This window comes from Sphingobacterium sp. 40-24, assembly GCF_001899705.1.
Taxonomy (GTDB): domain Bacteria; phylum Bacteroidota; class Bacteroidia; order Sphingobacteriales; family Sphingobacteriaceae; genus Sphingobacterium; species Sphingobacterium multivorum.
The window spans coordinates 1-22,668 of the sequence record NZ_MKWH01000053.1 but is presented as its reverse complement, the minus strand read 5'-3'; the positions used below and the strand labels follow the sequence as shown (position 1 = coordinate 22,668).

General features: G+C 40.0%; 16 protein-coding genes and 1 tRNA gene. 10 read left to right on the top strand and 7 right to left on the bottom strand.

Annotated features, from left to right (window positions below):
• The first annotated feature begins 75 nt into the window (after positions 1-75).
• Positions 76-4,419 carry a CusA/CzcA family heavy metal efflux RND transporter gene (locus tag BGP15_RS18875; protein ID WP_286770484.1) on the top strand — a complete coding sequence of 1,448 codons (4,344 nt, stop codon included), beginning with the start codon at positions 76-78 and terminating at the stop codon, positions 4,417-4,419.
• Between the two features lie 2 nt (positions 4,420-4,421).
• Complete coding sequence (locus BGP15_RS18870) at positions 4,422-5,570, top strand: efflux RND transporter periplasmic adaptor subunit (RefSeq protein ID WP_286770483.1); 1,149 nt, start codon at positions 4,422-4,424, stop codon at positions 5,568-5,570.
• Between the two features lie 89 nt (positions 5,571-5,659).
• Here the strand turns inward: BGP15_RS18870 and BGP15_RS18865 are convergent, their stop codons facing one another.
• Together BGP15_RS18865 and BGP15_RS18860 are read right to left on the bottom strand one after the other, a co-directional pair.
• On the bottom strand, positions 5,660-6,757 hold the full coding sequence (locus BGP15_RS18865) for a TlpA disulfide reductase family protein (RefSeq protein ID WP_172462472.1): 1,098 nt from the start codon (positions 6,755-6,757) through the stop codon (positions 5,660-5,662).
• Between the two features lie 20 nt (positions 6,758-6,777).
• Positions 6,778-8,076 carry a hypothetical protein gene (locus BGP15_RS18860; protein ID WP_286770482.1) on the bottom strand — a complete coding sequence of 433 codons (1,299 nt, stop codon included), beginning with the start codon at positions 8,074-8,076 and terminating at the stop codon, positions 6,778-6,780.
• 125 nt (positions 8,077-8,201) lie between these two features.
• Between BGP15_RS18860 and BGP15_RS18855 the strand changes: the two genes are divergently transcribed.
• Together BGP15_RS18855 and BGP15_RS18850 are read left to right on the top strand one after the other, a co-directional pair.
• Positions 8,202-9,608, top strand: a complete 1,407-nt coding sequence (locus BGP15_RS18855) for a LamG domain-containing protein (protein ID WP_286770481.1) — start codon at positions 8,202-8,204, stop codon at positions 9,606-9,608.
• A 266-nt stretch (positions 9,609-9,874) separates the two neighbouring features.
• Positions 9,875-10,954, top strand: coding sequence for a fatty acid desaturase (locus tag BGP15_RS18850; RefSeq protein ID WP_236560257.1), 1,080 nt, complete (start codon positions 9,875-9,877; stop codon positions 10,952-10,954).
• Positions 10,955-11,129: 175 nt separating this feature from the next.
• On the opposite strand, the gene BGP15_RS18845 is transcribed toward BGP15_RS18850, so the two are convergent.
• Positions 11,130-11,864, bottom strand: coding sequence for an SDR family NAD(P)-dependent oxidoreductase (locus tag BGP15_RS18845; protein ID WP_046675106.1), 735 nt, complete (start codon positions 11,862-11,864; stop codon positions 11,130-11,132).
• Positions 11,865-12,089: 225 nt separating this feature from the next.
• Positions 12,090-14,903 (bottom strand): PAS domain S-box protein, encoded by a 2,814-nt coding sequence (locus BGP15_RS18840; RefSeq protein WP_286770480.1) that lies wholly within the window; start codon positions 14,901-14,903, stop codon positions 12,090-12,092.
• Between the two features lie 442 nt (positions 14,904-15,345).
• Here BGP15_RS18840 and BGP15_RS18835 point away from each other — a divergent pair, with 442 nt between their 5' ends.
• Both BGP15_RS18835 and BGP15_RS18830 read left to right on the top strand, forming a co-directional pair.
• Complete coding sequence (locus BGP15_RS18835; protein ID WP_046675105.1) at positions 15,346-16,068, top strand: ferritin-like domain-containing protein; 723 nt, start codon at positions 15,346-15,348, stop codon at positions 16,066-16,068.
• 21 nt (positions 16,069-16,089) lie between these two features.
• Positions 16,090-16,923 (top strand): ferritin-like domain-containing protein, encoded by an 834-nt coding sequence (locus BGP15_RS18830; protein ID WP_046675104.1) that lies wholly within the window; start codon positions 16,090-16,092, stop codon positions 16,921-16,923.
• Positions 16,924-16,988: 65 nt separating this feature from the next.
• On the opposite strand, the gene BGP15_RS18825 is transcribed toward BGP15_RS18830, so the two are convergent.
• The 3 genes from BGP15_RS18825 to BGP15_RS18815 form a co-directional block, all read right to left on the bottom strand.
• Positions 16,989-17,825 (bottom strand): anti-sigma factor, encoded by an 837-nt coding sequence (locus BGP15_RS18825; protein ID WP_286770479.1) that lies wholly within the window; start codon positions 17,823-17,825, stop codon positions 16,989-16,991.
• A 2-nt stretch (positions 17,826-17,827) separates the two neighbouring features.
• Entirely contained in the window at positions 17,828-18,394 is a 567-nt protein-coding gene (locus tag BGP15_RS18820) for an RNA polymerase sigma factor (protein WP_112375870.1), read from the bottom strand.
• A gap of 295 nt (positions 18,395-18,689) precedes the next feature.
• Positions 18,690-19,001 carry a hypothetical protein gene (locus BGP15_RS18815; RefSeq protein WP_156167694.1) on the bottom strand — a complete coding sequence of 104 codons (312 nt, stop codon included), beginning with the start codon at positions 18,999-19,001 and terminating at the stop codon, positions 18,690-18,692.
• A 439-nt stretch (positions 19,002-19,440) separates the two neighbouring features.
• On the opposite strand from BGP15_RS18815, the gene BGP15_RS18810 reads away from it, so the two are divergent.
• The 4 genes from BGP15_RS18810 to BGP15_RS18795 all read left to right on the top strand — a co-directional run bounded on the left by BGP15_RS18810 (position 19,441) and on the right by BGP15_RS18795 (position 22,532).
• Complete coding sequence (locus BGP15_RS18810; RefSeq protein ID WP_286770478.1) at positions 19,441-20,430, top strand: preprotein translocase subunit SecD; 990 nt, start codon at positions 19,441-19,443, stop codon at positions 20,428-20,430.
• 143 nt (positions 20,431-20,573) lie between these two features.
• Positions 20,574-21,017, top strand: coding sequence for a hypothetical protein (locus BGP15_RS18805; RefSeq protein ID WP_286770477.1), 444 nt, complete (start codon positions 20,574-20,576; stop codon positions 21,015-21,017).
• Between the two features lie 180 nt (positions 21,018-21,197).
• Positions 21,198-22,256 carry a hypothetical protein gene (locus BGP15_RS18800; RefSeq protein WP_286770476.1) on the top strand — a complete coding sequence of 353 codons (1,059 nt, stop codon included), beginning with the start codon at positions 21,198-21,200 and terminating at the stop codon, positions 22,254-22,256.
• A 194-nt stretch (positions 22,257-22,450) separates the two neighbouring features.
• Positions 22,451-22,532 (top strand) — tRNA-Leu (locus tag BGP15_RS18795).
• The last annotated feature ends 136 nt before the right edge of the window (positions 22,533-22,668 follow it).

Below are 22,668 nucleotides of genomic sequence, written 5' to 3'. Positions count from 1 at the left end.
TTTTTTATCGCTGCGATTCTACGCTTGGCTGAAGTCTTCCGCTATTATTTTACGATTTAACAGAATCTATTTATTATGCTTACGAAAATCATTGAGTTCTCTGTAAAGAACAAACTCATTGTAGCACTCCTGATGTTGGCATTAATCGGGATAGGCACATATCAGGTGACCAAACTTCCTATTGATGCTGTACCTGATATTACCAACAATCAGGTGCAGGTCATCACTATTGCCCCTTCTTTTGGTGCAACGGATATTGAACGATTAATCACCTTTCCAATCGAACAGGCCAACAGTAATATTTCTGGATTACAGGAAATCCGGAGTTTTTCGCGATTTGGGCTATCCCTTGTAACCATTGTCTTCGATGACAACATCGATGTCTATTGGGCCCGGCAACAAGTCGCTGAACGTCTGCAACAGGTACAGCAAGAAATTCCTCCAGGCATAGGTTCTCCCCAGCTTGGCCCTATTTCTACAGGTCTTGGAGAAATTTATCAATATGTCGTTCGACCCCAGCCGGGATACGAGCACAAGTATAATGTAACCGAACTGCGTACTATCCAAGATTGGATTGTCAGAAGGCAGCTGCTAGGCGTCAAAGGCGTAGCTGAAGTCAGTAGTTTCGGAGGAAAGCTGAAACAATATGAGATCGCTGTCAGCCCTGACAGACTCAATGCCTATGGGATTACAATCAACGATGTCTTTGACGCACTAAATGCCAACAACCAAAACACCGGCGGCGCATACATTGAGAAAGGACCAACAGTCCTTTATATCCGAAGCGAAGGACTGGTCGGCAACATTGACGACATCCAAAATATTGCGATTGCGGGTAAGCAAAACGACCTACCGATTTTCATTCGGGACATTGCTCAAGTACAACCTGGCTATGCAACCCGCTATGGCGCGATGACCTACAACGACAATGGTGAAGTTGCTGGAGCCGTCGTGATGATGCTAAAAGGCGCCAATAGCAGCCAAGTCATTGCAGATGTAAAGGCCAAAGTAGAGGAAATCCGAAAAACATTGCCTAAAGGTGTCCTTATTGAACCTTTTCTTGATCGTACCAAAATGGTCAATAATGCCATCAGTACGGTGCAGACAAATCTCTTGGAAGGAGCATTAATTGTCGTCTTTGTACTAGTACTCTTCCTAGGCAATATACGGGCTGGATTGCTCGTGGCCTCCGTCATTCCCTTAGCCATGCTATTTGCAATCTGCATGATGAACCTCTTTGGAGTGAGTGGTAACCTGATGAGTCTCGGTGCACTCGATTTCGGATTAATCATTGATGGGGCTGTCATTATTGTCGAGTCTGTGATGCATCAGCTTATGCAGCAGCAACGATTCAAAGAATTGCTCAAGGTGCCCGCTTCTGAAATGGATGATATGGTGACAGCATCAGCCGGTCGTATGATGAACAGTGCTGTTTTTGGACAGATCATTATCCTGATCGTTTACCTCCCCATCTTAACATTGGAAGGAATCGAAGGTAAAATGTTCAAACCCATGGCCGAAACAGTTGCATTTGCTTTATTAGGCGCGTTCCTTTTATCGCTCACCTATATACCGATGATGAGTTCAATATTACTTCGTGCGAGAAATAGCAAACCTTCGCTTTCGGATCGGCTGATGAAAAGACTTGAAAAATTTTATGTCCATGTATTACTCAAAGTACTCCGACTTCCAAAGACTATTCTTGCATTGGTTATCTCGCTTTTTATACTTGCCGTAGTTACACTAAGTCACCTCGGCGGGGAATTTATTCCTTCACTTGAAGAAGGAGATTTTGCAGTCGACACGCGGGTTCTTCCGGGCAGTAACCTGACTACGACCATTGAAAGCACTCAAAAGGCTGCCCATATTCTGAAAAGCAGATTTCCTGAGGTCGAAAAAGTAGTCACCAAAATTGGCAGCGGCGAGGTGCCAACCGATCCTATGCCAATGGAAGCATCAGACATGATGGTTATCCTAAAAGACAAAAAAGAATGGACTTCGGCCCATACATTTCCAGAACTTGCTTCAAAAATGAGTATGGCCTTGACGGATGTACCCGGTATTACGGCCGGCTTTCAGTACCCCGTCCAAATGCGGTTCAACGAACTGATGACGGGGGCGCGGCAGGATGTTGTCCTCAAAATATTTGGAGACAACCTCGATTCTCTGGCCTTACATGCTCAGCAAATAGGTAAAATCATTGAAACGGTCCAAGGAGCCCAAAATCTTTACGTCGAACCTATTGGCGGACTTCCACAAGTCGTCATAACCTATAACCGTCCAATGATCGCCCAGCATCGACTCTCCATTGCTGACGTAAATAGAACCATAAATGCTGCTTTTGCTGGACAGAGTACAGGTCTGGTATTCGAAGGAGAGAAACGCTTTGACATGGTCGTCCGCCTAGCTGCCAAGGACCGAAAGAATATTACCGATATCCGTAACCTCTTAATCCCCACGCCTACGGGCAACCAAATTCCACTTTCCCAATTGGCACGTGTGGCCATTGAGCAAGGGCCAAATCAGATCCAACGTGAAAACGCACAACGCCGGATTGTCGTCGGATTTAATATCAAAGACCGTGACGTACAAAGTATCGTCCATGAACTACAAGCTAAAATTGATAAGGAAATCAAACTTCCAACAGGATACTCCATCAAATATGGCGGTTCTTTTGAAAATCTCAATAATGCCAAACAACGCCTCCTGATTGCTGTCCCTATTGCTTTAGCCTTAATCTTTATACTTCTATTCCTTGCGTTTAAATCTGTTAAAGAAAGTTTATTGATCTATAGTGCTATCCCATTATCGATTATAGGTGGGGTTTTCCTGTTGGCACTAAGGGGAATGCCTTTTAGTATCAGTGCCGGGGTTGGATTTATAGCCTTATTTGGCGTGGCTGTCCTCAATGGTATCGTATTGATCTCCGAATTTAACAGGCTTCAAAAAAGTGGCATCCGCAATATTGTACGCATTGTTGTCGATGGCGGAGAAAATCGTTTGCGCCCCGTTTTGATGACCGCTTCGGTTGCCTCACTGGGGTTTATCCCCATGGCACTGAGCAATGGCGCTGGAGCTGAGGTACAACGCCCATTGGCAACTGTTGTCATTGGTGGCCTGCTTATAGCAACGTTATTAACATTATTCGTTCTCCCTTTGCTTTATGTAACTATAGAACGGGGATTTAAACTCAATAAATTAAAAGGACGACATGTTGCACCTCTTTTGATTGCATTTATTTTTTTAACAACAAACAATTCAACAGCACAGACTGTGGTTACTTTGGATCAATCTATTGAACTCGCTCTCCAAAACAACCGTAACATAAAAATTGAAAAACTAAGAGCTGCCTATGCCAAAGCGCTAATAGGGTCATCCACTGCCGATATTCCGCAGATGGATATCAGTTTGGATTATGGCCAGATCAATAGCGCCTATCAGGATACAAAGGTCAGTATCAGTCAACGTTTTGGTTTTCCTGCGGTCTACAAAAGGCAACGGGCCCGCTATACCGAAGAATGGAAAAGAAGTCAACTACAAGTCTCTCTCAAAGAGTTTGAGCTTAAAAAGGCTGTCAGTCTTACCTATTACAACATACTGTATTGGCAACAAAAGGAACAGCTTTTGACTAAAGCACTGTCATTGTATAGCAGCTTTCTCGACAAAACCATTCTACGTCAAAAAGCAGGTGAAAGTGATGCCCTTGAAAGTGTAACCGCGAAGAATCAAAAAGCAGCTATCACGATCCAATTGAGGCAGGTACGTGATGAGATAAAGGGACTTCAATTGCAATTCCAGTGGCTGCTAAATACGGAAGAGACCTACACCCTAAGTTCTATGGAAAAGATCGAATTTCGTCAGTTATCAATAACCGATCATCCTTTGCTCAAGGTATTGGAACAAGAAAAAATAGTCTCGGAACAAGCAACAAGGGTTGAAAAATCTAAATTGCTCCCCGAGTTGCTATTAGGCTATAATCTAAATAGTTTTAAAGGTACCGGTCCAGATAACAGGACCTACGACGCAAGTCCGCGATTCCATTCTGTACAGTTAGGTGTTGCCGTACCGTTATTTTCCAAAGGACAGAGAGCTCGGATCGAGACTGCACGTCTAGCGGAAACCATCGCCAGCGACGAATTGCAAAATGCACAATTTGAGCTTAAAAAAAGAGTACAAGAGCTTTCTCAACGCTATCAGACCAGTCTTGATATTGTCGATCAATATGAAACCGAAGGACTCAAGAATGCTGAAATCGTCTTTGAAACCGTACAGAAAAAATTCTCAAACGGCGCCATAGATTATCTCGAATTTGTCACTTTGGTCAACCAAGCAATCCTACTGAAAAGTAATTATACGGATGCGTTGTGGCAGCTCAATGAAAATGCCATTCTGCTTCATTACATTATGATAAATCGATAAAAATGAAAACGAAAAATCTTTTATCCCACTATATGGTTTATGTGTTGGCTATCGTCTGTATTTCCTGCCATCGAAATACGGAAAGTGCAGCCTCCACGCCACCAGGCCCCAAAGACGAAAACCTGGTTTCCCTAACAGATGCCCAGTTGCGAAATGTGCATTTAGAAATAGTAACGCTTGCGGACGAACCGATAACCAACATCTTAAAAGTCAATGGAAAAATAGATGTTCCGCCTCAAAACTTCGTGTCGGTAAGCATTCCTTTAGGAGGATACTTAAAAAGTACCAAGCTGCTTCCTGGTATGAAGGTTTCAAAAGGAGATGTTATAGCAGTTGTGGAAAATCCACAGTTTGTGCAGCTTCAGCAAGATTATCTCTCGGCCCAATCAAAGTTACATTTTGCCCAGCTTGACTTCAGACGTCAAAAGGAACTCAACCAGAATCAGGCGAGTAGCGATAAAGTAATGCAGCAAGCTCAGGCCGAAATGAACAGTCAACAGATTATAATGAATGCCATTGCAAAACAGCTAGAGCTCATACATATTCAGCCCAGTACAGTTTCTGCTGGAAATATTCGAAAAAGTGCTCCCGTATACAGCACTATAGATGGCTATGTAAGCAAGGTTAATGTCAACATCGGGAAATATGTGAATCCTTCGGATATCCTCTTCGAATTGATCAATCCAACGGATATCCATCTGAACCTCAAAGTCTATGAAAAGGATCTTGAACAGCTTCACCCTGGACAGCTTCTATTGGCGTACTCCAATGCTAACCCAAGTAAAAAGTACAATGGAAAAATCCATTTGATCGGCAAAGATGTCGATCCCTCCGGCATGACAGATGTGCATTGTCATTTGGACAAATATGATCAGAATATGATACCTGGTGTATACATGAATGCTGAAATACAAACAACGGCTACGTTGGGGCACGCTCTGCCTGAAGAAAGTATCGTAGACTTTGAAGGAAAAAATTATGTATTCATATCGGAAGGAAACAGCAATTATCGCCTGGCGGAAATAGCAGTTGAGGAGCCTCAAAAAGGACTAGTGAAGGTATTGAATTACCGCGATTTTGAAGGGAAGAAAATCGTTAGCAAAAATGCCTACACGCTCCTAATGCAACTAAAGAACACATCAGAAGAATAAAACATACGTCATTGGAGAAAGACCTTTCCTGCATTTAGGAAAGGTCATAACCTCCCCCTCTGCTCCTACTCTATTTTTTATACTGGATCTTAAAGCAAAGGATCGAGAGATTCTTCTATAGTACGTTCTAGGTCCACCCCAGATCCTCCGGTATCTATGATAAAACCATTTCGATCAATGATATAAACCTTTGGTAATCCCTGCACCCGATAGTTAATTGCTGTTTTGCTATTCAGCGCTTGCTGATCGCCCACATTGGTCCAGGATATGCCGTCTTCGACCGCTGCTTTCTTCCAAATCTCCCTATTTGTGTCTAGGTTAAAAGATAGGATCTCTAGACCTCTTTTTTTATATTTAGCATACAACATCGGTAGCTTCTTATTACTTTTTCTACAAGGCACACACCAAGCAGCCCAAAAATCGAGAACAACAATCTTTCCCCGAAAATCAGTCAAATTCACATCATTATTATTAAGGTCTTTGACAATAAAAGCTGGAGCCAGATCCCCTCTTCTAAGTTCCTTTGCTTGGAGAAATTCCTTTAAGAACCGTCCTGTTCTACTTTTTTTCATATTCTGAGGGAACCTATCAAAAGCCAACTGCAAGGAATCTCTTGTCAATGATGTCCTTAAGAAATAGAGTTCCTGCATAAGTGGATAAGACGGTGTTTTATCAAAAATATTGTGGACTCTCAACTGTCTGATGGACCGATAATAATGGTCCGATGCTATTTTCAACTCCACCAGTTGGACCGAATCGGTTTCAATTTCAATTTTTCGGTCAAGCTCAGCTGCTCCTTTCCACATGGGATCCAGTTGCCTATTGATTGGGATGGCATCAGCCTGTGATCTGGAATTCAGCACCGCTATATCCGAAAAATGTAAACTATCGCCTAATATCTTCATGCGAGCCGGTTCAATCCAGATGACTGCCCTCAAATTGGGCTTTGCCGTTAGTACATATAAAGAAGGCTCCTCTAGAGTTCCTTTTATGGCACATTTTCCATCCTTAAGTATGACGTCATAGGACCGACCACCTTCCTGGAAGCTATTCAATTGAAGCTTTGCGCCATTGGAAAGTCCCGAGATATCAAATTGTATTTCGAAAGGCTTTCCTTTTTCTTGCTGAGCCAAGCAAGCTAGCGGTAAGAAAAATAAAAAAGGAAATATCTTTTTTAGTATCATCATATGCATAATTGGTTTACCTATCAAAAACTAATATCCTTCCTCTCCGACCCACTTAAACGGGTATTTCTAACAAAACCTGCCCCTTTAAAACGATATTGCAGACCAACTATTTCAGTTGGTGCATTTTTAATCATCGTAGTGTATGTAGGTTTATCATTGATCCAATATTTAACCTGCTGATTTTTACAAACTATTTTAAGCTTGGTCCACTTGGAAAGATCGCAGCCAAATCCACTGAGGTCATCTTGTTTGCTATCCGTATAAAAGCCACCAGCTGTAAGAGCTATGTCACCGATACAGGCTGTATTTACTAAAGGTACAATGATGATATCGTTTTTAGCCTGTAAGAGTACTTCCACACGCTGGCAATTATTACCATTATTGCTCGCTCCTGTTTTGATGTCTGTTTCAAAACTAAAGTTGTCGGTCATAACTCCTGTCGTATCCTTTTGATTGTAAAGTCTTACCAGTGGAGCATCAGGGAGGAGGTCGACGTTATAGCTATTCAACAATTCCTGAGTAATGGCAGTTTCATGGGGTAACACGATTTCAGTTTTTTTGAAATACAAAGGCTCCTTTCCCGAGGCTGCTTCTACTAATCCTAGCCAGCCATTGGTTTTAATCTGTATATCATGTTCTCGAACAATTTTATTCCCAATAATCAGTTTAGCTCTAAAGTAACCTGGATAATAATAAATCGCAGAATGGTGTTTGCCCTTTCTATCCACCTGTATCTTACGGCTGGTGTCCCAACTTTGTGCAATAAATACCGAATCGTTTTCATTTGCAGCAGAAGCATCGTAATTAAAAACGACCGAATTTGGCAAGCCTTCTGTCAGCATTGTCTTCGACGAGAAGTGGAAGGCACTATTATTAATAGGCTTCCTATTTGGAATAAACCTATTACCGAAAAGTCCGACCAAGACAAGGACGAAAACAGATGAAATAGCGATAATAAATATAGGACCGTGCTGTTTTCTTTTCTTCACCTTTGGTTCAAAAGCGGATTTATGCAATGCCTGCTCCTGCGGTATATATTTCTGTGCATAAGCATTCCGAAAAGCCCGCCAGTCCTCATGATCAACGTAGCGCGCCAATGTATTTAATGTCGTGAGGGCTGGTTTGCTCTGGTAATCAATCCTACCAAAAATCCGCTTCAACGTAGAAACACTAAGTATTACTCCCGTTTTCTCCTGTATCTTGTCCGAAAGTTTTTCAAAATCAGCTGTACTCCAATGAGCTGTTTCCCCCCATTCAAGTTGATTTTCAATGGAATTCTTAAGATGCAGAAACAATTCGGGATCACTCAACTTAACCATAATTTATTATATATCAACATTTTAAAAACAAACAATCTGCTTGAACAAACTTGAATAAACTTGCCGCAAGGTTGAGCGAGTTGAAATAAGGTCTATCCGTTAAATTTATCAAAAATTTAATTAACATGAAAAAGATATTTTTGACACTAGTCTTCATATGGGTCATTCTATTACAAAGTTATACTCTAGAAAAAAATAGCAAAGCATCAATAAGCAAGAGCATTCCATTAAACGCAGAACAATGGTCCTTCCAGCACGGAAAAGTTGATTTTCTAAACTTTAAAGGTCGTAAAGCAATGAAAATCGCTCCAGCATCTGGTCCGGTCGTGATTAAAGACTTAATTTTTAAAGACGGAACCATCGAGTATGATGTGATACCTTCAAAAACAGAGTTCGCCAGCGCCATTTATTTTCATCGAAAAAATGAAAAAGAACAGGAGATTGTCTATCTCCGAGTTCCTAAAATGGCCAACCCATTCGCTAATGAAGGCATTCAGTACTGTCCCATCTTAGACGGTGTCAACATGTGGGACATCTATCCCCAATATCAGGCACCTGCGGCTGCTAAAACAGAAGAATGGAATCATATTAAACTCGTCATATCAGGTGTGCAAATGCAGGTTTTTGTCAATAACAGCTTGAGATTGACCGTACCAAAACTCGAGGGACGAGAAAATACTGGAAGCATTGCCTTCGACGGCGATGCATACATCAGTAATATCGAGATTAAACCTAATGAAATTGAGAACCTACCGCAAGCCGAAGGTGTGGACCTGACCCGACATGAGGCCAATTATATCCGAAGTTGGTCGATAACCCAACCCACGACTTTGGAAGAAGGGCGAGAACCAACTACTTTTCGTGACCTGCCGAAAGACGAAGCCTTCACGGAAAAAATAGCAACCGAGCGGTATGGATTGGTAAACCTTACAAGACGCTTCGGTAGTGCCGAAAAGCGTCGGATAATATGGCTAAAAACTATTATTACAGCACAAGAACCTACATTAGCTAATCTCCAGCTTGGATTCTCAGATGAAATATGGCTTTACCTAAATGATCAGATTACCTACACAGACAAAAATATCTTTAGGCAGAATATGAAAAGGTATCCCGACGGAAGGATATCTGTACAGAACGGGAATAGCCGCTTAAAACTTAAAAAAGGTGAAAACCAATTGCTCATTGGAATATCCAATGATTTTTATGGCTGGGGATTGATGGCACGTTTAGAAAATATGGAAAATATTACCGCCATAGAACCTTATGAGGTAAAAAAACGGGCTATCGAACACATCGAGCGCTATTTGGGCACCTATGCTGCCGAGATATCGCCCGCATTTAAGCTCACCTTTGTACAGAAAGACAGTATGCTTATTTTAGAGGCCCCCAGTCAAGAAAATGTAGCGCTCGATTATCTTGGAAATGATCTCTTCAAAATGGGGCTTGGAATAGAACTTCAATTTACGCCTGACCTGAAACAAGTCGTAAGAAAAGAGAATGGGTTTGAGATGAAATTCATTAAAGAACAATAGTATAAAAAGTGTTAGGATATGGCCCTTAAAACTTTAAAAATAACAGGGACCTTATAGGGACTTCATACGGGCCTTATAGGGACCTCATTCGGATGAATAGCTATAAACTCCCTTTAATTTCCGTATCACTTTATGATAAAATAAGCATTAATCGTGATGCCTTTGCTTATTTATATTATAGCTTCCAGCAAGCTATTTTATCCTTCTCGAATTGCTTGATACATCTTAAGGATATGTTAAACTTTTAACATTAACACTTTTTAACCATGGAATATGATACCTTTAGCAAAAATTATAATTTACATCAACCACAAATGCCCTTTTTAGACCATGTTCTGCAAGTTCCAACCTACGGATGGAAAGACGCCGATGGAAATCTCGTAAAGCCAAGCAAAAAAGAAATTTTCACTGAATTCTTCAAACGCCTTAATATTTTTAAGGATAAACGAAATTGGTTACCCTTTTTTAGCTGGTTAAAAGTAGCTTGCCTCATCCCCTTTTTTATCATCTTTTTGGTTTACCATTTCAGTTGGTGGACTGTGTTAGCCGCGTTCCTGTACAGTATGATCGTTATGGGGACCCATGGAACGATATGGCATCATCGATTTGCGACACACGGCGCATTTAAATTCCGCAACGGTTTCTGGCGTTTTTTCACGCAGAATTTGACCATCAATGTAATTCCCGAAGAAATATATGTTATTTCACATCATGTTCACCACGCAAAATCCGATAAACCGGGTGATCCCTATAATGCCCAAGCTGGCTTTCTATACTGTTTTTTAGCCGATGTAAATCACCAGCCTATTGCTAAGAACCTTACGGAAAATTCCTATAACCGCGTCAAATTGCTTATGCGACACACGGGTGTAACAGCTAATAGTTATGCGCAATATCAAAAGTGGGGGTCGTACGTCAATCCTTCACATGCAATAGGATCCTGGATATTAAACTGGGCTTTTTGGTATGCCGCCTTTTATTTAATCGGTGGTCACGCACTTGCCTGTACACTCTTTGGAGCCGCCGGCTTTTGGGCAGTCGGTGTGCGCACATTCAACTATGAAGGGCATGCAAAAGGTGAAGACAAACAACGTGAAGGTATCGATTTCAATGAGAGAGACAAATCCATAAACCAGTTATGGCCTGGCATTGTAGCAGGCGAATGGCACAACAACCACCATTTATATCCAAAGAGTGCGCGGAGTGGCTTTAAGCCTTATCAGATAGATCTCGCATGGTGCTATATTAAAATGATGCATAAATTTGGAGCCGTCAGCAGCTATCGGGATGACAAGAAAAGATTTGATGAACAATATCGTATCCCATACCTAAAATCTAAGGAATAGTCAATCGTTGCATTTCGAAGCGATCTTGGTCCTTTTCCATTTAATGTAATAAAGTTTCAAATTTTATTTGAATCCGAATTGTAAAATCGACTTTGGAGACAGCGTCTTCTTTTATCGTCAGCATACTGTTCGGCGCTACTCATAAACATCGATAGCGCCGAACAATAGTGAACATCTAATTTTCTTGATGATAGAGATCAGAAAATATTTTTGATAATTTCGCAGGCTCTTCTCGCCATGCGGCATACATACCTTGTCCCATTTCATCCGGGACTATATCGAGGTTTCCGGCTGCGACACTTTCTACTATCTTTATTGCGATACGATCTGGATCTGGCATATCCCAATCACTTCCCTTGTTCATATCGGTATCAATTGCTCCCGGATTAACAGCATATACTGTCACATCCTTTTTAGCCAGTTCAATTCGAACAGATTGTGTAGCAGAATAAAGTGCTGCTTTGGAAGCAGCGTACCCAGCAATAGAAGGTAAAGGCGAATAGGCGGCAATCGAAACAATGTTGATCATGATAGATGGCCTATTCTTTATCAGAATTGGAGCAAATGCACGCATCATGTTTATTGTTCCAAAATAATTTACCTTCAGATCATTTTCCATCGCCAATACTTCTCCTTGTAGCATATTCCCTGGATTTAAGGTTCCTGCATTGTTAATCAGAATCTCAGTATCTGGGGCTGCTAGCGCACTCATTTCTACTTGTTTAACATCGGTAATATCTAGTTGCAGCGGTACGATTCGATGATCGTTGAATGCTGGCATATTTTTTAAATCCCGGCAGGTTGCATATATCTTCCCTGCACCGTTATTGAGCAATGCACTTACCAGTGACTTTCCTATCCCTCTATTAGCCCCTGTAATCAGGATGACTTTATCTTTAAAAATTTGCATGGTGTTTTATTTATTATCCAACACAAAGCTATCCAGAAAGATAATGCTGTAAAATCCGAAACTTGCGATAATAAACATGCTCTTGATACGCTAGAAATCAAAAATCATATTCAAAGGAAATCAGACACTTCATCATCGCCCTATCAAGAGAACCTATTAACTGTGCATAAATGGATAACTTAGGTCGTAAATACGGCTCATGCAACTTTGAGAGCTTACTTCAAACTAAGAAACGTTCACCTTTACTAAAGCTGTATACAGCTCCTCCGGCGTAAAGGGTTTGACTAACCATCTACTTATGGCCACGGAATGACATAGCTGTTCTATATCCTGCTGATTCGAACTAAAAATAGGAATAATGGTCGGCTCAGTATTGTTATCGAAATTTTTTTCACGAATATTCTGTATCGTTTCAATACCGCTGATGATAGGCAATTGATGATCGATCAAAATTGCATCAAAATGATGTCCCTTTTTTAATATCTGTAATACCTCAAATCCAGTTTTTGCATGCACGGTATTAATCTTCTTTAACGATAACATCCGATCCAAATCATTTCGCTCCGACTCTTCCTGTGCAACAATTAGTACATCCTTTATTTTTTTTAATCCATCCCACGCATTAATTTCCCAAACGGCGGGAACATTAATAGTGAAAAAGAAACGACTACCGGCACCAAAGGTACTCTCCAATTTCAATTCACTGCCCATCATTTTAAGCAATTTATTCGATATTGTTAGTCCAAGGCCAGTTCCCCCATAGCGTTTAGTCATCGAGTTATCTTCCTGTGTGAATGCATCAAATATCCGTTCCACATTGTCCTCTTTAATACCTATGCCTGTATCTTTGACGCTAAAGCACAGAACAGCCTGGGTGGCATCATGTGATTCTACTGTAATGCTGAGTTCAATAGTTCCCTTCTCGGTAAATTTTGTGGCGTTGCTCAATAAATTCATCAATACTTGCTTGATACGGAGGGCATCAACCCAAATATAATGTGGCACATCGGCCGCGATATTCAGATAAAACTCTAAATTTTTGGCTTTGATCTGCATATTGAGAAAGTTTGTCAGTTGAATAACCAAGTCCTGAAGATCCGTCTGTTCAACGTCCAGTTCTAGTTTGCCAGCCTCAATTTTAGAGAAATCTAGAATGTCGTTTACAATTCCAAGCAATAAATTGGCTGATTGATCAACGATACTCAGATATTCCCGTTGAGTATCTTCAAGTGCTGTCCCAAGCAACAAATCGGTAAAGCCAACAATCCCATTCAAAGGTGTACGAAGCTCATGGCTCATATTTGCCAAAAATTGTGATTTTGCTGCACTTGCCTGTTCAGCTACTAATTTCGCCTTTTCCAGCTCTTCCCGTTGATGAATAATCCTGCTAATATCAGTTGCAATCGCAAGATAACCGATAACATTTTCGTTAATATCCCGAATAAATGTAACGGCTAAGGAAACATACAATCTAGATCCATCTTTTCGACAATAGGTCCACTCTCGCTGTTCAGCACCATGCAGCTCTGCCATATCTACAAAGAAACGAAGTTTATCTACCGAACGTCCTAATTCAACTTCCAGTTCCTTAGCTCTCAACACGAGCTCCTCTTTCAAATGAAAATGTTCAAGCCCCAATTTCCCAATGACCTCTTCACTGCGGTATCCCAAAAGGTTTTCCGCTCCTGTATTAAACAATGTGACTACACCAGTCGTATCGGTCGCGATAATAGCTACAGCGGAGGTTGCATCCAATACTTCTGAAAGCAGTTTTTTTGAATTCGAAGACTCTGCTTCGATGCGTTTACGCTTATCAATATCCTGAAAGGTACCGTATAAACGAACGCAATGGCCATTTTCAAAATCAGCATTTCCCAATGCACGTATCCACAGTTCATGACCAGCGAAGGTGACAATCTCAAGCTCCAAATCCCAAGCTTCTCCCGTAGCGAGTGCATGTTCAATGGCAGTCCGTATTTTATTCCTACTTGATCCCGCTTTATAGAACTGTAACGCAGTTGTTAGCTCTGGTTCATAGTCTTCGGGTACTTCATGAATTTCTCGCGTAATTTCGGACCAAACAATCTTCCCATCAGCAGGCGTATATTCCCAGCCTCCAATTCTAGCTACCCTTCCAGTCCGCATCAATGTTGCTTGGGCATGCTTCAGTTCCTTTTCTAGAAAATGCTGTTCCGTAATATCCACGGCATTGCCAATCACATAGGGTATTTTGTTCCCATTGGTCTGCAAAATATTATTAAACATCCAGATACGCGTCTCACCCGAGCGTGTCAAGGTTCGCATTTCTCCTTTGATTGTTCCGCGTTGAACAATTGCGCCCAGATAGTCCTGTAAATTCTTGTGCCCCTCCGATGGGACAATATCAAAAAGTGATCGTAACTGAATCTCCTCCCGTGTATAGCCCAAAGTCTTGGCTCCAGCTTCATTGACGGCTATAAAATTGCCCTTCAGATCATGCGTACACATAAGTCCCTGAGAGTTATCGAAAAATGCTTTCAGTTTTTGTTCACTTTCTTTATACTTTTCTTTTTCTTTTCTGTTGACAATAAGCGCGACAACCTCATCCCGAAGAAGGGTTAGGATCTCTTTTTGATGCTGATCGAGCTGCCTTGGAACACGATCAATAACACATAAGGCCCCTAAGGCATATCCGTTGGGATCGATTAATGGTAATCCAGCATAATAACGAATGTTTGGTTCTAAGGTAACGAGTTCATTCGATTTGAAGCGATCGTCTTTTTTGGCGTCCTCAACTTCCATCAGCTGATCTTCTTCCAGCGTATATTGGCAAAAAGAAACATCGCGCGTTGTTTCGTCTATCTCCAAGCCAACCCGCGATTTAAACCACTGCATATCCTTATCCACTAGTGAAATCAATGAGATGGGTGTACCGCACACTAGTGATGCAATTTTCGTAATGCGGTCAAACTCTTCCTCGGCTGCTGTGTTTAAAATTTCGTATTCATGCAACACGCGTATCCGATCTGATTCATTCTTTGGCGATAATTTAGCGTTCATTCAAAAGCCTGTATTGTTAATAATTTTATCTTCGAAGTCTTTATAGGTCCAAATGTATAGCATGCGCTAACGTACAAATAATATTTCACTAATCTTTAACGATTGATTTGAATCATTCCAATGCCCAATTAATATCGATTTGGTTTTAACTTTTCTTAGTCTATCGTAAAAAGTAGAAAACCAGCGGTAATAGCATGATAAAATATAATCATGAACACCGCTGTGTTAAAATAGTTTTAAATAAAAAACAAACTATTAGATTAAAAGATCACCGATAATAAGCGCCGTGCTGCATTCAGTTCCCAAGATGGCGAAGATTATATCGGTTTTTCAATGCCAAAAATATATTTTAAAAAAAAAGAATTTATGAAATCCAAGCTTTCCAAAAAGTCGTAAATGGGTATAAGTACAGAAAAAAATTATAAACTAAAAGACTTTTGTTATGGAAAAGATAACCTCCCACAACGAAACACTATTGAACTCCAATAGTGACATGGACAAAAGAGATCTCAGACGAAGAGATTTTTTAAAATATGCAGGAGCCAGTGCTGCTACATTAGCCATCCTGGGTATGTCGAGTTGCAAAAAAGACCACGATGATGGCATGGATAACGGTGGTAAGGGCATGTACTTTGGTAGCGGCGACATTGCCATCCTAAATTATGCCTATGCACTTGAACAACTTGAAGCTGCATTTTATATCCAGCTAGTCAACAATCCCTATAGTGGCATGACGGACATGGAAAAAACTTTTTTTACGGATATCCGTGATCATGAAATTGCTCATCGTGAGTTTTTCAAGGTAGCCCTAGGGGCCAAAGCCATTTCAAGTCTTGAATTTAATTTAGGCGGTATCAATTTCAGCAGTCGCGAAACAGTACTGGCAACAGCAAAAACATTTGAAGATCTTGGCGTTTCGGCCTACAATGGTGCTGGATGGTTAATAAAAGATGTCAATTATTTACTGTTGGCTGGCAAGATCGTGTCTGTTGAAGCTAGACATGCCGCCTGGGTCAGGGATATGATCGACAATGGTAGCTTTGCCAATCAGGAAGTAGTGGATTCAAATGGTCTTGATGTCGCAAAGAGTCCAAGCGTTGTCCTTAGTGCCGCAGCGCCATTTATTAAATCCAAGATTGATGTGAGCGATCTACCAACTTATTAATTCACCTAAAAACTGATTATCATGAATCTCTTAAACGTTTTTGAACAAATAAATGCTGTAGATCCTGAATTCAGCGATCGCATCAGCCCTCGTCGCGAAGCAATTAAAAGTTTGGCTTCAATGAGCAAAAAAATAACTTTGGCTGCCCTGCCCTTTATGATAGGTGAGCTCTTTAAAAAAGCTTATGGTGCTACGGCTCCCACAGATGTCAATGGAGTACTCAACTATGCGTTGACTTTGGAATATCTCGAAGCAGAATACTACACTATGGCTGTTGCCAAAGCAGGTCTTATCCCCACAGGTAAACCACTCGGTGCGATAACCACCATTCGTGACCATGAAATTGCACATGTGAATTTTCTTAAACAGGTATTAGGCAATAAAGCTGTTTCAAAGCCAACCTTTGATTTCACCGCTGGTGGGACTTTCGGCAATGTTTTCAGTGACTACGACACATTTTTAGCTATCGCACAAGCATTTGAAGACACCGGGGTAAGAGCTTATAAAGGGCAAGCGGGAATTTTACTCGGCAATCGTGTTGTACTGACTGCGGCGCTTCAGATCCATTCTGTTGAGGCACGACATGCCTCTCATATCCGCCAAATGCGTCGTGCTCGCGGAGGTGGAGCTGCCAATCAAAAACCTTGGATTACAGGAAGTAATGACAGTGGTATTGGCGCGGTTGTCGATCCGGTATATGCAGGCGAAAATAATATAACACAAGCGGGAGTGGATATTACAACATTGGCAGGTGCCATGGGGAAAATTTCGACCAATGCAGCAACCCAGTCTTTCGATGAACCTCTAACTGCAGAAGCTGTACTTAATATTGCAGGTCTTTTTATAAAATCCTAACAAAAGACGTAGTTTACCTGTTTTTAGCATGTCCTGATCGGTTTATCCCATCAGGGCATTGTTTTTTATATACTCCCCATTACACATAATGCAGTGAGTGTTGGTACATCTTTGCCGCCTTCATCTTCGAGGGTAATAGCAAAAGCCTGGGCCTTTGGAATATCCAGCATCTTACTTGCTGTATCTCCTTTTAAGTCAAGTGGAAAAACACCGGCATTAACAGGTTTACCATCGACCATTGCCCACAGTTGATATTGCTTACCTTTGGGTGCAACAGGCATGTGCTCAATACTCAGATAAACCGTCTTTGATACCTGATCCCAGAATACCAAAGCAAGGTAATCGGGTTTAGTTTCTACCCCCTTCAGAGGGATTGTTTTTATTGCTGGATTTTGAACGAGAGCCCATTTATCCTGTAGGGTAGCAAGTTTTGCCTGCTCAGCATCAAGTAAGGACGTCGTCTGATTTAGCTTATTCGCTGTATCTTGTTTACGTTGATATAGGAAGATATTAGCACCAATACTAACGGCTAACAATAGGCTTGCAGCAATAGTCCACTTGTATGATCGAGCAACAAGCATTTTCTTTTCGGTATCCATAACAATTACGTCGTTATGGTCCGTAGAAGAAGGTACTAATGTTTCATCAATTTTATGATCTTCGTTTGGTACTAGATTTTCTACAATGAGTTTATTCCATATATCCTGTTTTAATTGCATAGGCATCTCTATCGCTTGGCTATCGGCCAAATCTTCGAGTGCAATCTCTGCTTCGATGATGGCTTGTTCCACTTCGCTATTATTTTTTCGAATACAATTCAAGATGCTCACTTCCTCTTCAGAAGCAAGTCCCAAAACGTACGATTCAATAATCCCCGACGATATGTATGCTCTAATATCCAAAACTAGCGGTACTCTTTTAGTAATTGTTGTAATTGTATAAAAGCTGCCCTGGTACGTGTTTTTACTGTTCCTAGCGGCACATCAAGCTGTTCAGCGATTTCTTGTTGTGTATATCCTTCATAGTAGGCCATCTCAATCAAGATTCGCCATTCCGGCTTCAATTTATCTAAAATATTTTTAAATCCAATAAAATCTGCTTTCGTGTGTTGTTCGCCCTGACTTAGATCTTGTTCTTCCTCCCTATTTACGATATTTGAGAGCGGTTGGTTTTTCTGCTCGTTTACGATAGCTTTTGATTTTCGATGATCGAGGGCTGTATTGCGGGCAATGTTAATCATCCAGGTATAAAGGCGGCCTTTTTCTGCATCGAAAACATCGATATATCGCCAAATTTTGACGAATACATCTTGGATGACTTCTTCCGCATGCTCCGTTGAGACCACGATACGACAAACCACACCAAAGAGTGCATCGGCATAGTGATCATAAAGATAACTAAAAGCCTGTTGATTCTTTTTTTTCAATAAAAGAATCAATGTTTCTTCAGAAAGGTTGTGTAATGGACTCAAATTTTACGTTTATAATACGCTAAAGATGAAAATTAAAAATTTAAAAAAAAAGCAGCAAAGACAAAACAAGTTAAAGTACCTATAAAACGGGTTAAAATACCTAATATAAGTTAGCCTATTTTCTGTTAATCCTCATTATTATTTATATTTTAATACACAATGCATGATTTGCTTCCACCATATCGTACTAATTTACTCTTTTTTGTATTTCTAATTTTCAATGCTAGTTTTTCATGATTTGATTCCGTCTGGGAGGACGAATCACATTTAAATCTATTAAAATCTGTCTAAAGCTTTATTTTGTCGGGCGAATTCCCTTAGAAATTGGATTTATCGATAGCATATCACATGTCGCCAGATAAAATTCATCAATTAACTGGATAATCAAATCATCTCTTTGGTTATTAACAGCTAGTCCCACCCAATTTTTGGAGGGAAGATACTTACTCCGAGTCCATTGAACAGGCTGCACTATTTGTTTTTCTGAACGCAACCATTCTAATCCACTATCATTGAAATATATCTTTTCATTTGACAAATCCATCACGATGAAAGGTCTTTTCTTAAAATAGAAAATACTCATATCAAGATCTGCAATTACATTCATTCGAATATGTTTTTTGAGATGCATATATGCATTTATACGGGTTAGTGTTGACATCTATTTATCTTATTGGCTATAATAAAATCATCATAAATTTCCATGAACATTCAAAGCAGGCGAAGTGTTCATCAGACGAGAATCAAAGATATTAGAACCAGCGGTCTAAGTGGGGTATATTTTGTTCTAATAGGTGGAAAAAAAATGTTAATGTAAGTTGAAAATACGACGGATAAAACCGCTAATTTACCAAGCGAAAGAATATGTGTTAGTTTGCCCCATTACAGGTTTCGGCGAATCGTAAAAAGCCTGCACGGATTGTAAATACCACCATTGAACCAGTGTTGCAATGGTTTAAATTTGATAAATAACAAAAGATATGCGGAAAGAAAGTAAAAGCACGTCATTCATTAAAAAAATTCTAGGCTTAATTAGTCTTATCCTTATGGTAACAAATAGTAAAGCACAGCAAGTCACGCACTATTTTCCAAACGGAAAAGATAAGGCAAAGACCATCAGTGGACAGTATGGTGGTAATAGCGGGATTTGTCTTTTTGAAGATGGCAGATTTCTGTTATATGGTTATGCTACATCTGTTTTCGGCTCCTATGTTTTTGAAAAAGACTACCTGCTTTTCTATCCAGATGAAGCCCCTTTATTTCAACTGTATGGGCGTCACAAGCCTAATTTCACAGACAGTACTTGTATCAATTTGGCAGGTTTTGAAGAAGGTAAAACCTATGTACAATTTGATAATGACAGTACACATCGGGTTTTCAATGACAAGGCAAACTGCTTCAGCCCCCCTTTTGTTCATCAGGAATCCAAACCGGTTCAATCGCTTAAATTTATTGTACAAAACCAGCTTATGGAACATGACAGTACTTATCAAGTCTTTCAGTATAGCAATGAAGAAAAATTCAATGATTTTATAGCTGTTTATAACAGACCCCAACGTGCACGTCAACATTTCAGCGCTTTCCTATATTTGGCTGAAGGGAATAAATTAGCCATCAGACTCTCCAATTACGGTGGAGAAAGAGGTTTTTTAAGAGAAAATCAAGACGGTTCAAATCAAGAACACTGGCACGAAATATTGACCATGAAGAAGGATTATGATCGGGCAAATTATATTGACCCCCTAGCAATATTTAGTAACGCATATTATACCCTATTTTATCCTGACCTCGAACAGTACGTCTTGGATACCGTCAACAATCGATATGTAAGTAAGTTTGCATCAGACAATGAGGCCTATTTTGCGGGCAATCCTGAGCAAGACGATCGATACTTAAATAAATACATCCGTCAGAATCTGTTGCTTCTGAAAGACGAACAATTCGATCCATCAAAACTGTCAATTACCAGTCTATTTTTTTCGCGCTGTGAAGAATCTGAAAAGCCAGATCATGATGAAAATGGATCACAGCAATAATCGCAAAAGCCCAGCAATGATTCAAGTAGGAGCTTAGCGCTATTAAGAGTCGAAAGATTAGCACGTTTCTTAAATATGGCTTAATTTTGGTAGTAATGACTAGATAACTGGATAACATTTATACTAGTTTTATTTCGGTAAAGATGATGAATTATAAAACGCTTATTATTGGGCTAGGATTCTGTTCGCTAGCGGGTTGTGCAACGCAAAAGGAAAATATTGGAAATAGAACCGAGAGAGAAAGTGTATCCTTAGCTGAGGGACAAAGAAAATCATTGCGAGAATATCCGATCAAGATCAAATTTAATGGTATTTCAGAAGATAGCCGTTGCCCTGAAGGCGTCAACTGTATTTGGTCTGGAGTTGCAGTAGCAGAAATTGAGATCGCAGAAACAGCAACTAAACCTACGACAATAAAGCTCGCAACAATAGACCTACAGGATAGAGGTTACCAAAGAACTGCCAACACCAACGGATATACCATTTCATTACAGGATATCGCCCCTTATCCGAACAAGGAACAAGGGACACAAACGCTACGGGGTAACTACAAAATCGCTGTTATTGTACAAAAAACTGTAAAATAAGCCCGCAGCGGTTCACTGTGCGCCAACAATCGTCCTATGGAAATAGTCATTGAAAAATGACCCGATTCTATTAAAGAATGACCCAATTTTTAAAAACACCAATACATATATTTTAATTATATGCATGGATACTTATTGGTTCATTCCTTGAAAAATAATACCTTTGCCAAAACCTCATTTATGAAAAAGTTTTTTAAATTTATTAAGATTACATTTTTTTCTATACTGGCTATTATTGGGCTATTATTTCTCTATTTTTTCATTTCCAATCGGATATTTATAGGAAATACCAACGCGGAAAATATAGCGTACCTCAAGCTTCATAAAACGGAGATTAAGGATCGTATTGTAGATTCTCTATTCGATAATAGCTTCTATAATTCGGATATTTTCTTACTTGGGGAAATTCATGGCTACGCAGACAATCAAAAGTTGGACAAAGAGCTGTTATTTTATTTGAACAAAAAGCTTGGTGTTAAATATTACATTGCTGAGATGGATAGTACAAATGCCAACAAACTAAACAGCTTTTTATCCAAGCCGCTAAAAGATAACGCCCTACTGAAAGATGTAGTTAGCTCCATTCGCAAACGTATCCCGCAACAGTCTAGTTTAGAGCTATATCAAAAATGGGTCGAAATTTATGATTATAACCGCCACCTTGCCGATTCGGCAAAAATCACTGTTATTGGCATAGACAAAAGCTTTACAGCGGATAAATCTGACGTATCCAGGGATTCAGCTATGCTGTTAAATTTGGAAAATTATATTAAAAATCACCATATTGATGGTCAAAAACTATATGGACTATTTGGTTTTTTTCATGTTTTACAAAAAGGAAAGGATGCAACCAATGATCCTTTTGCTACACGCTTGAAAAGTAGCGGCTATAAAGTATCTAGCTTTGTTAGTTATACCATTGCTAGTGAAATGTATCTTCCAAAGAATCCTCAATTTCCAACCCCTGCAGATGAAAAAGTAGATTGGGTAAATGCAGATGGCCCACTTATGCTCGTGAAAGGCATTCAGGATCTAAAAGAATTAAGTCGACCAAATAGTATATCGTTATTTAAACTCAATGCAGCACATTCACCCTATGCTACTTCTCAAGATTTAATAACTGTAAAATCACGGCTTTTTGGCGAAAATATCATACCTGCTGAGACGAATCATACAACAGACTTCTTTCAATATGTATTTTTGTTACGAAATTCAAAGGCCTTAACAAAACTTGATTAGGACAGCAAGCATTTCATCAAAAAATTGGATAGACAATCCGTCTACTGATCACATGATTAAAGAAACAAGGATCCTATTGAAAAATATTCCATTCATAAACAGGATGATCCGTATTTAGGAGGAGGAATCTCGCTTATCGATTTGCAAGATAGCACTTTGGTTTTTATATTTGCGACATCATAAGAAATCCTAATGCGGAAGTGGCGTAATTGGTAGCCGCACCAGACTTAGGATCTGGCGCCGCAAGGCGTGGGGGTTCGAGTCCCTTCTTCCGCACTTATCAATATCCCAAGCTTTCAGCTTGGGATTTTTTTTGACCAGTACTTTTTGATGCTAAGTTATGGATCAAGCAGACTTCTTGGGGGAATATTAAAAATTTCCTAGTTTAGCATCTTTAATACAGATATCCCTT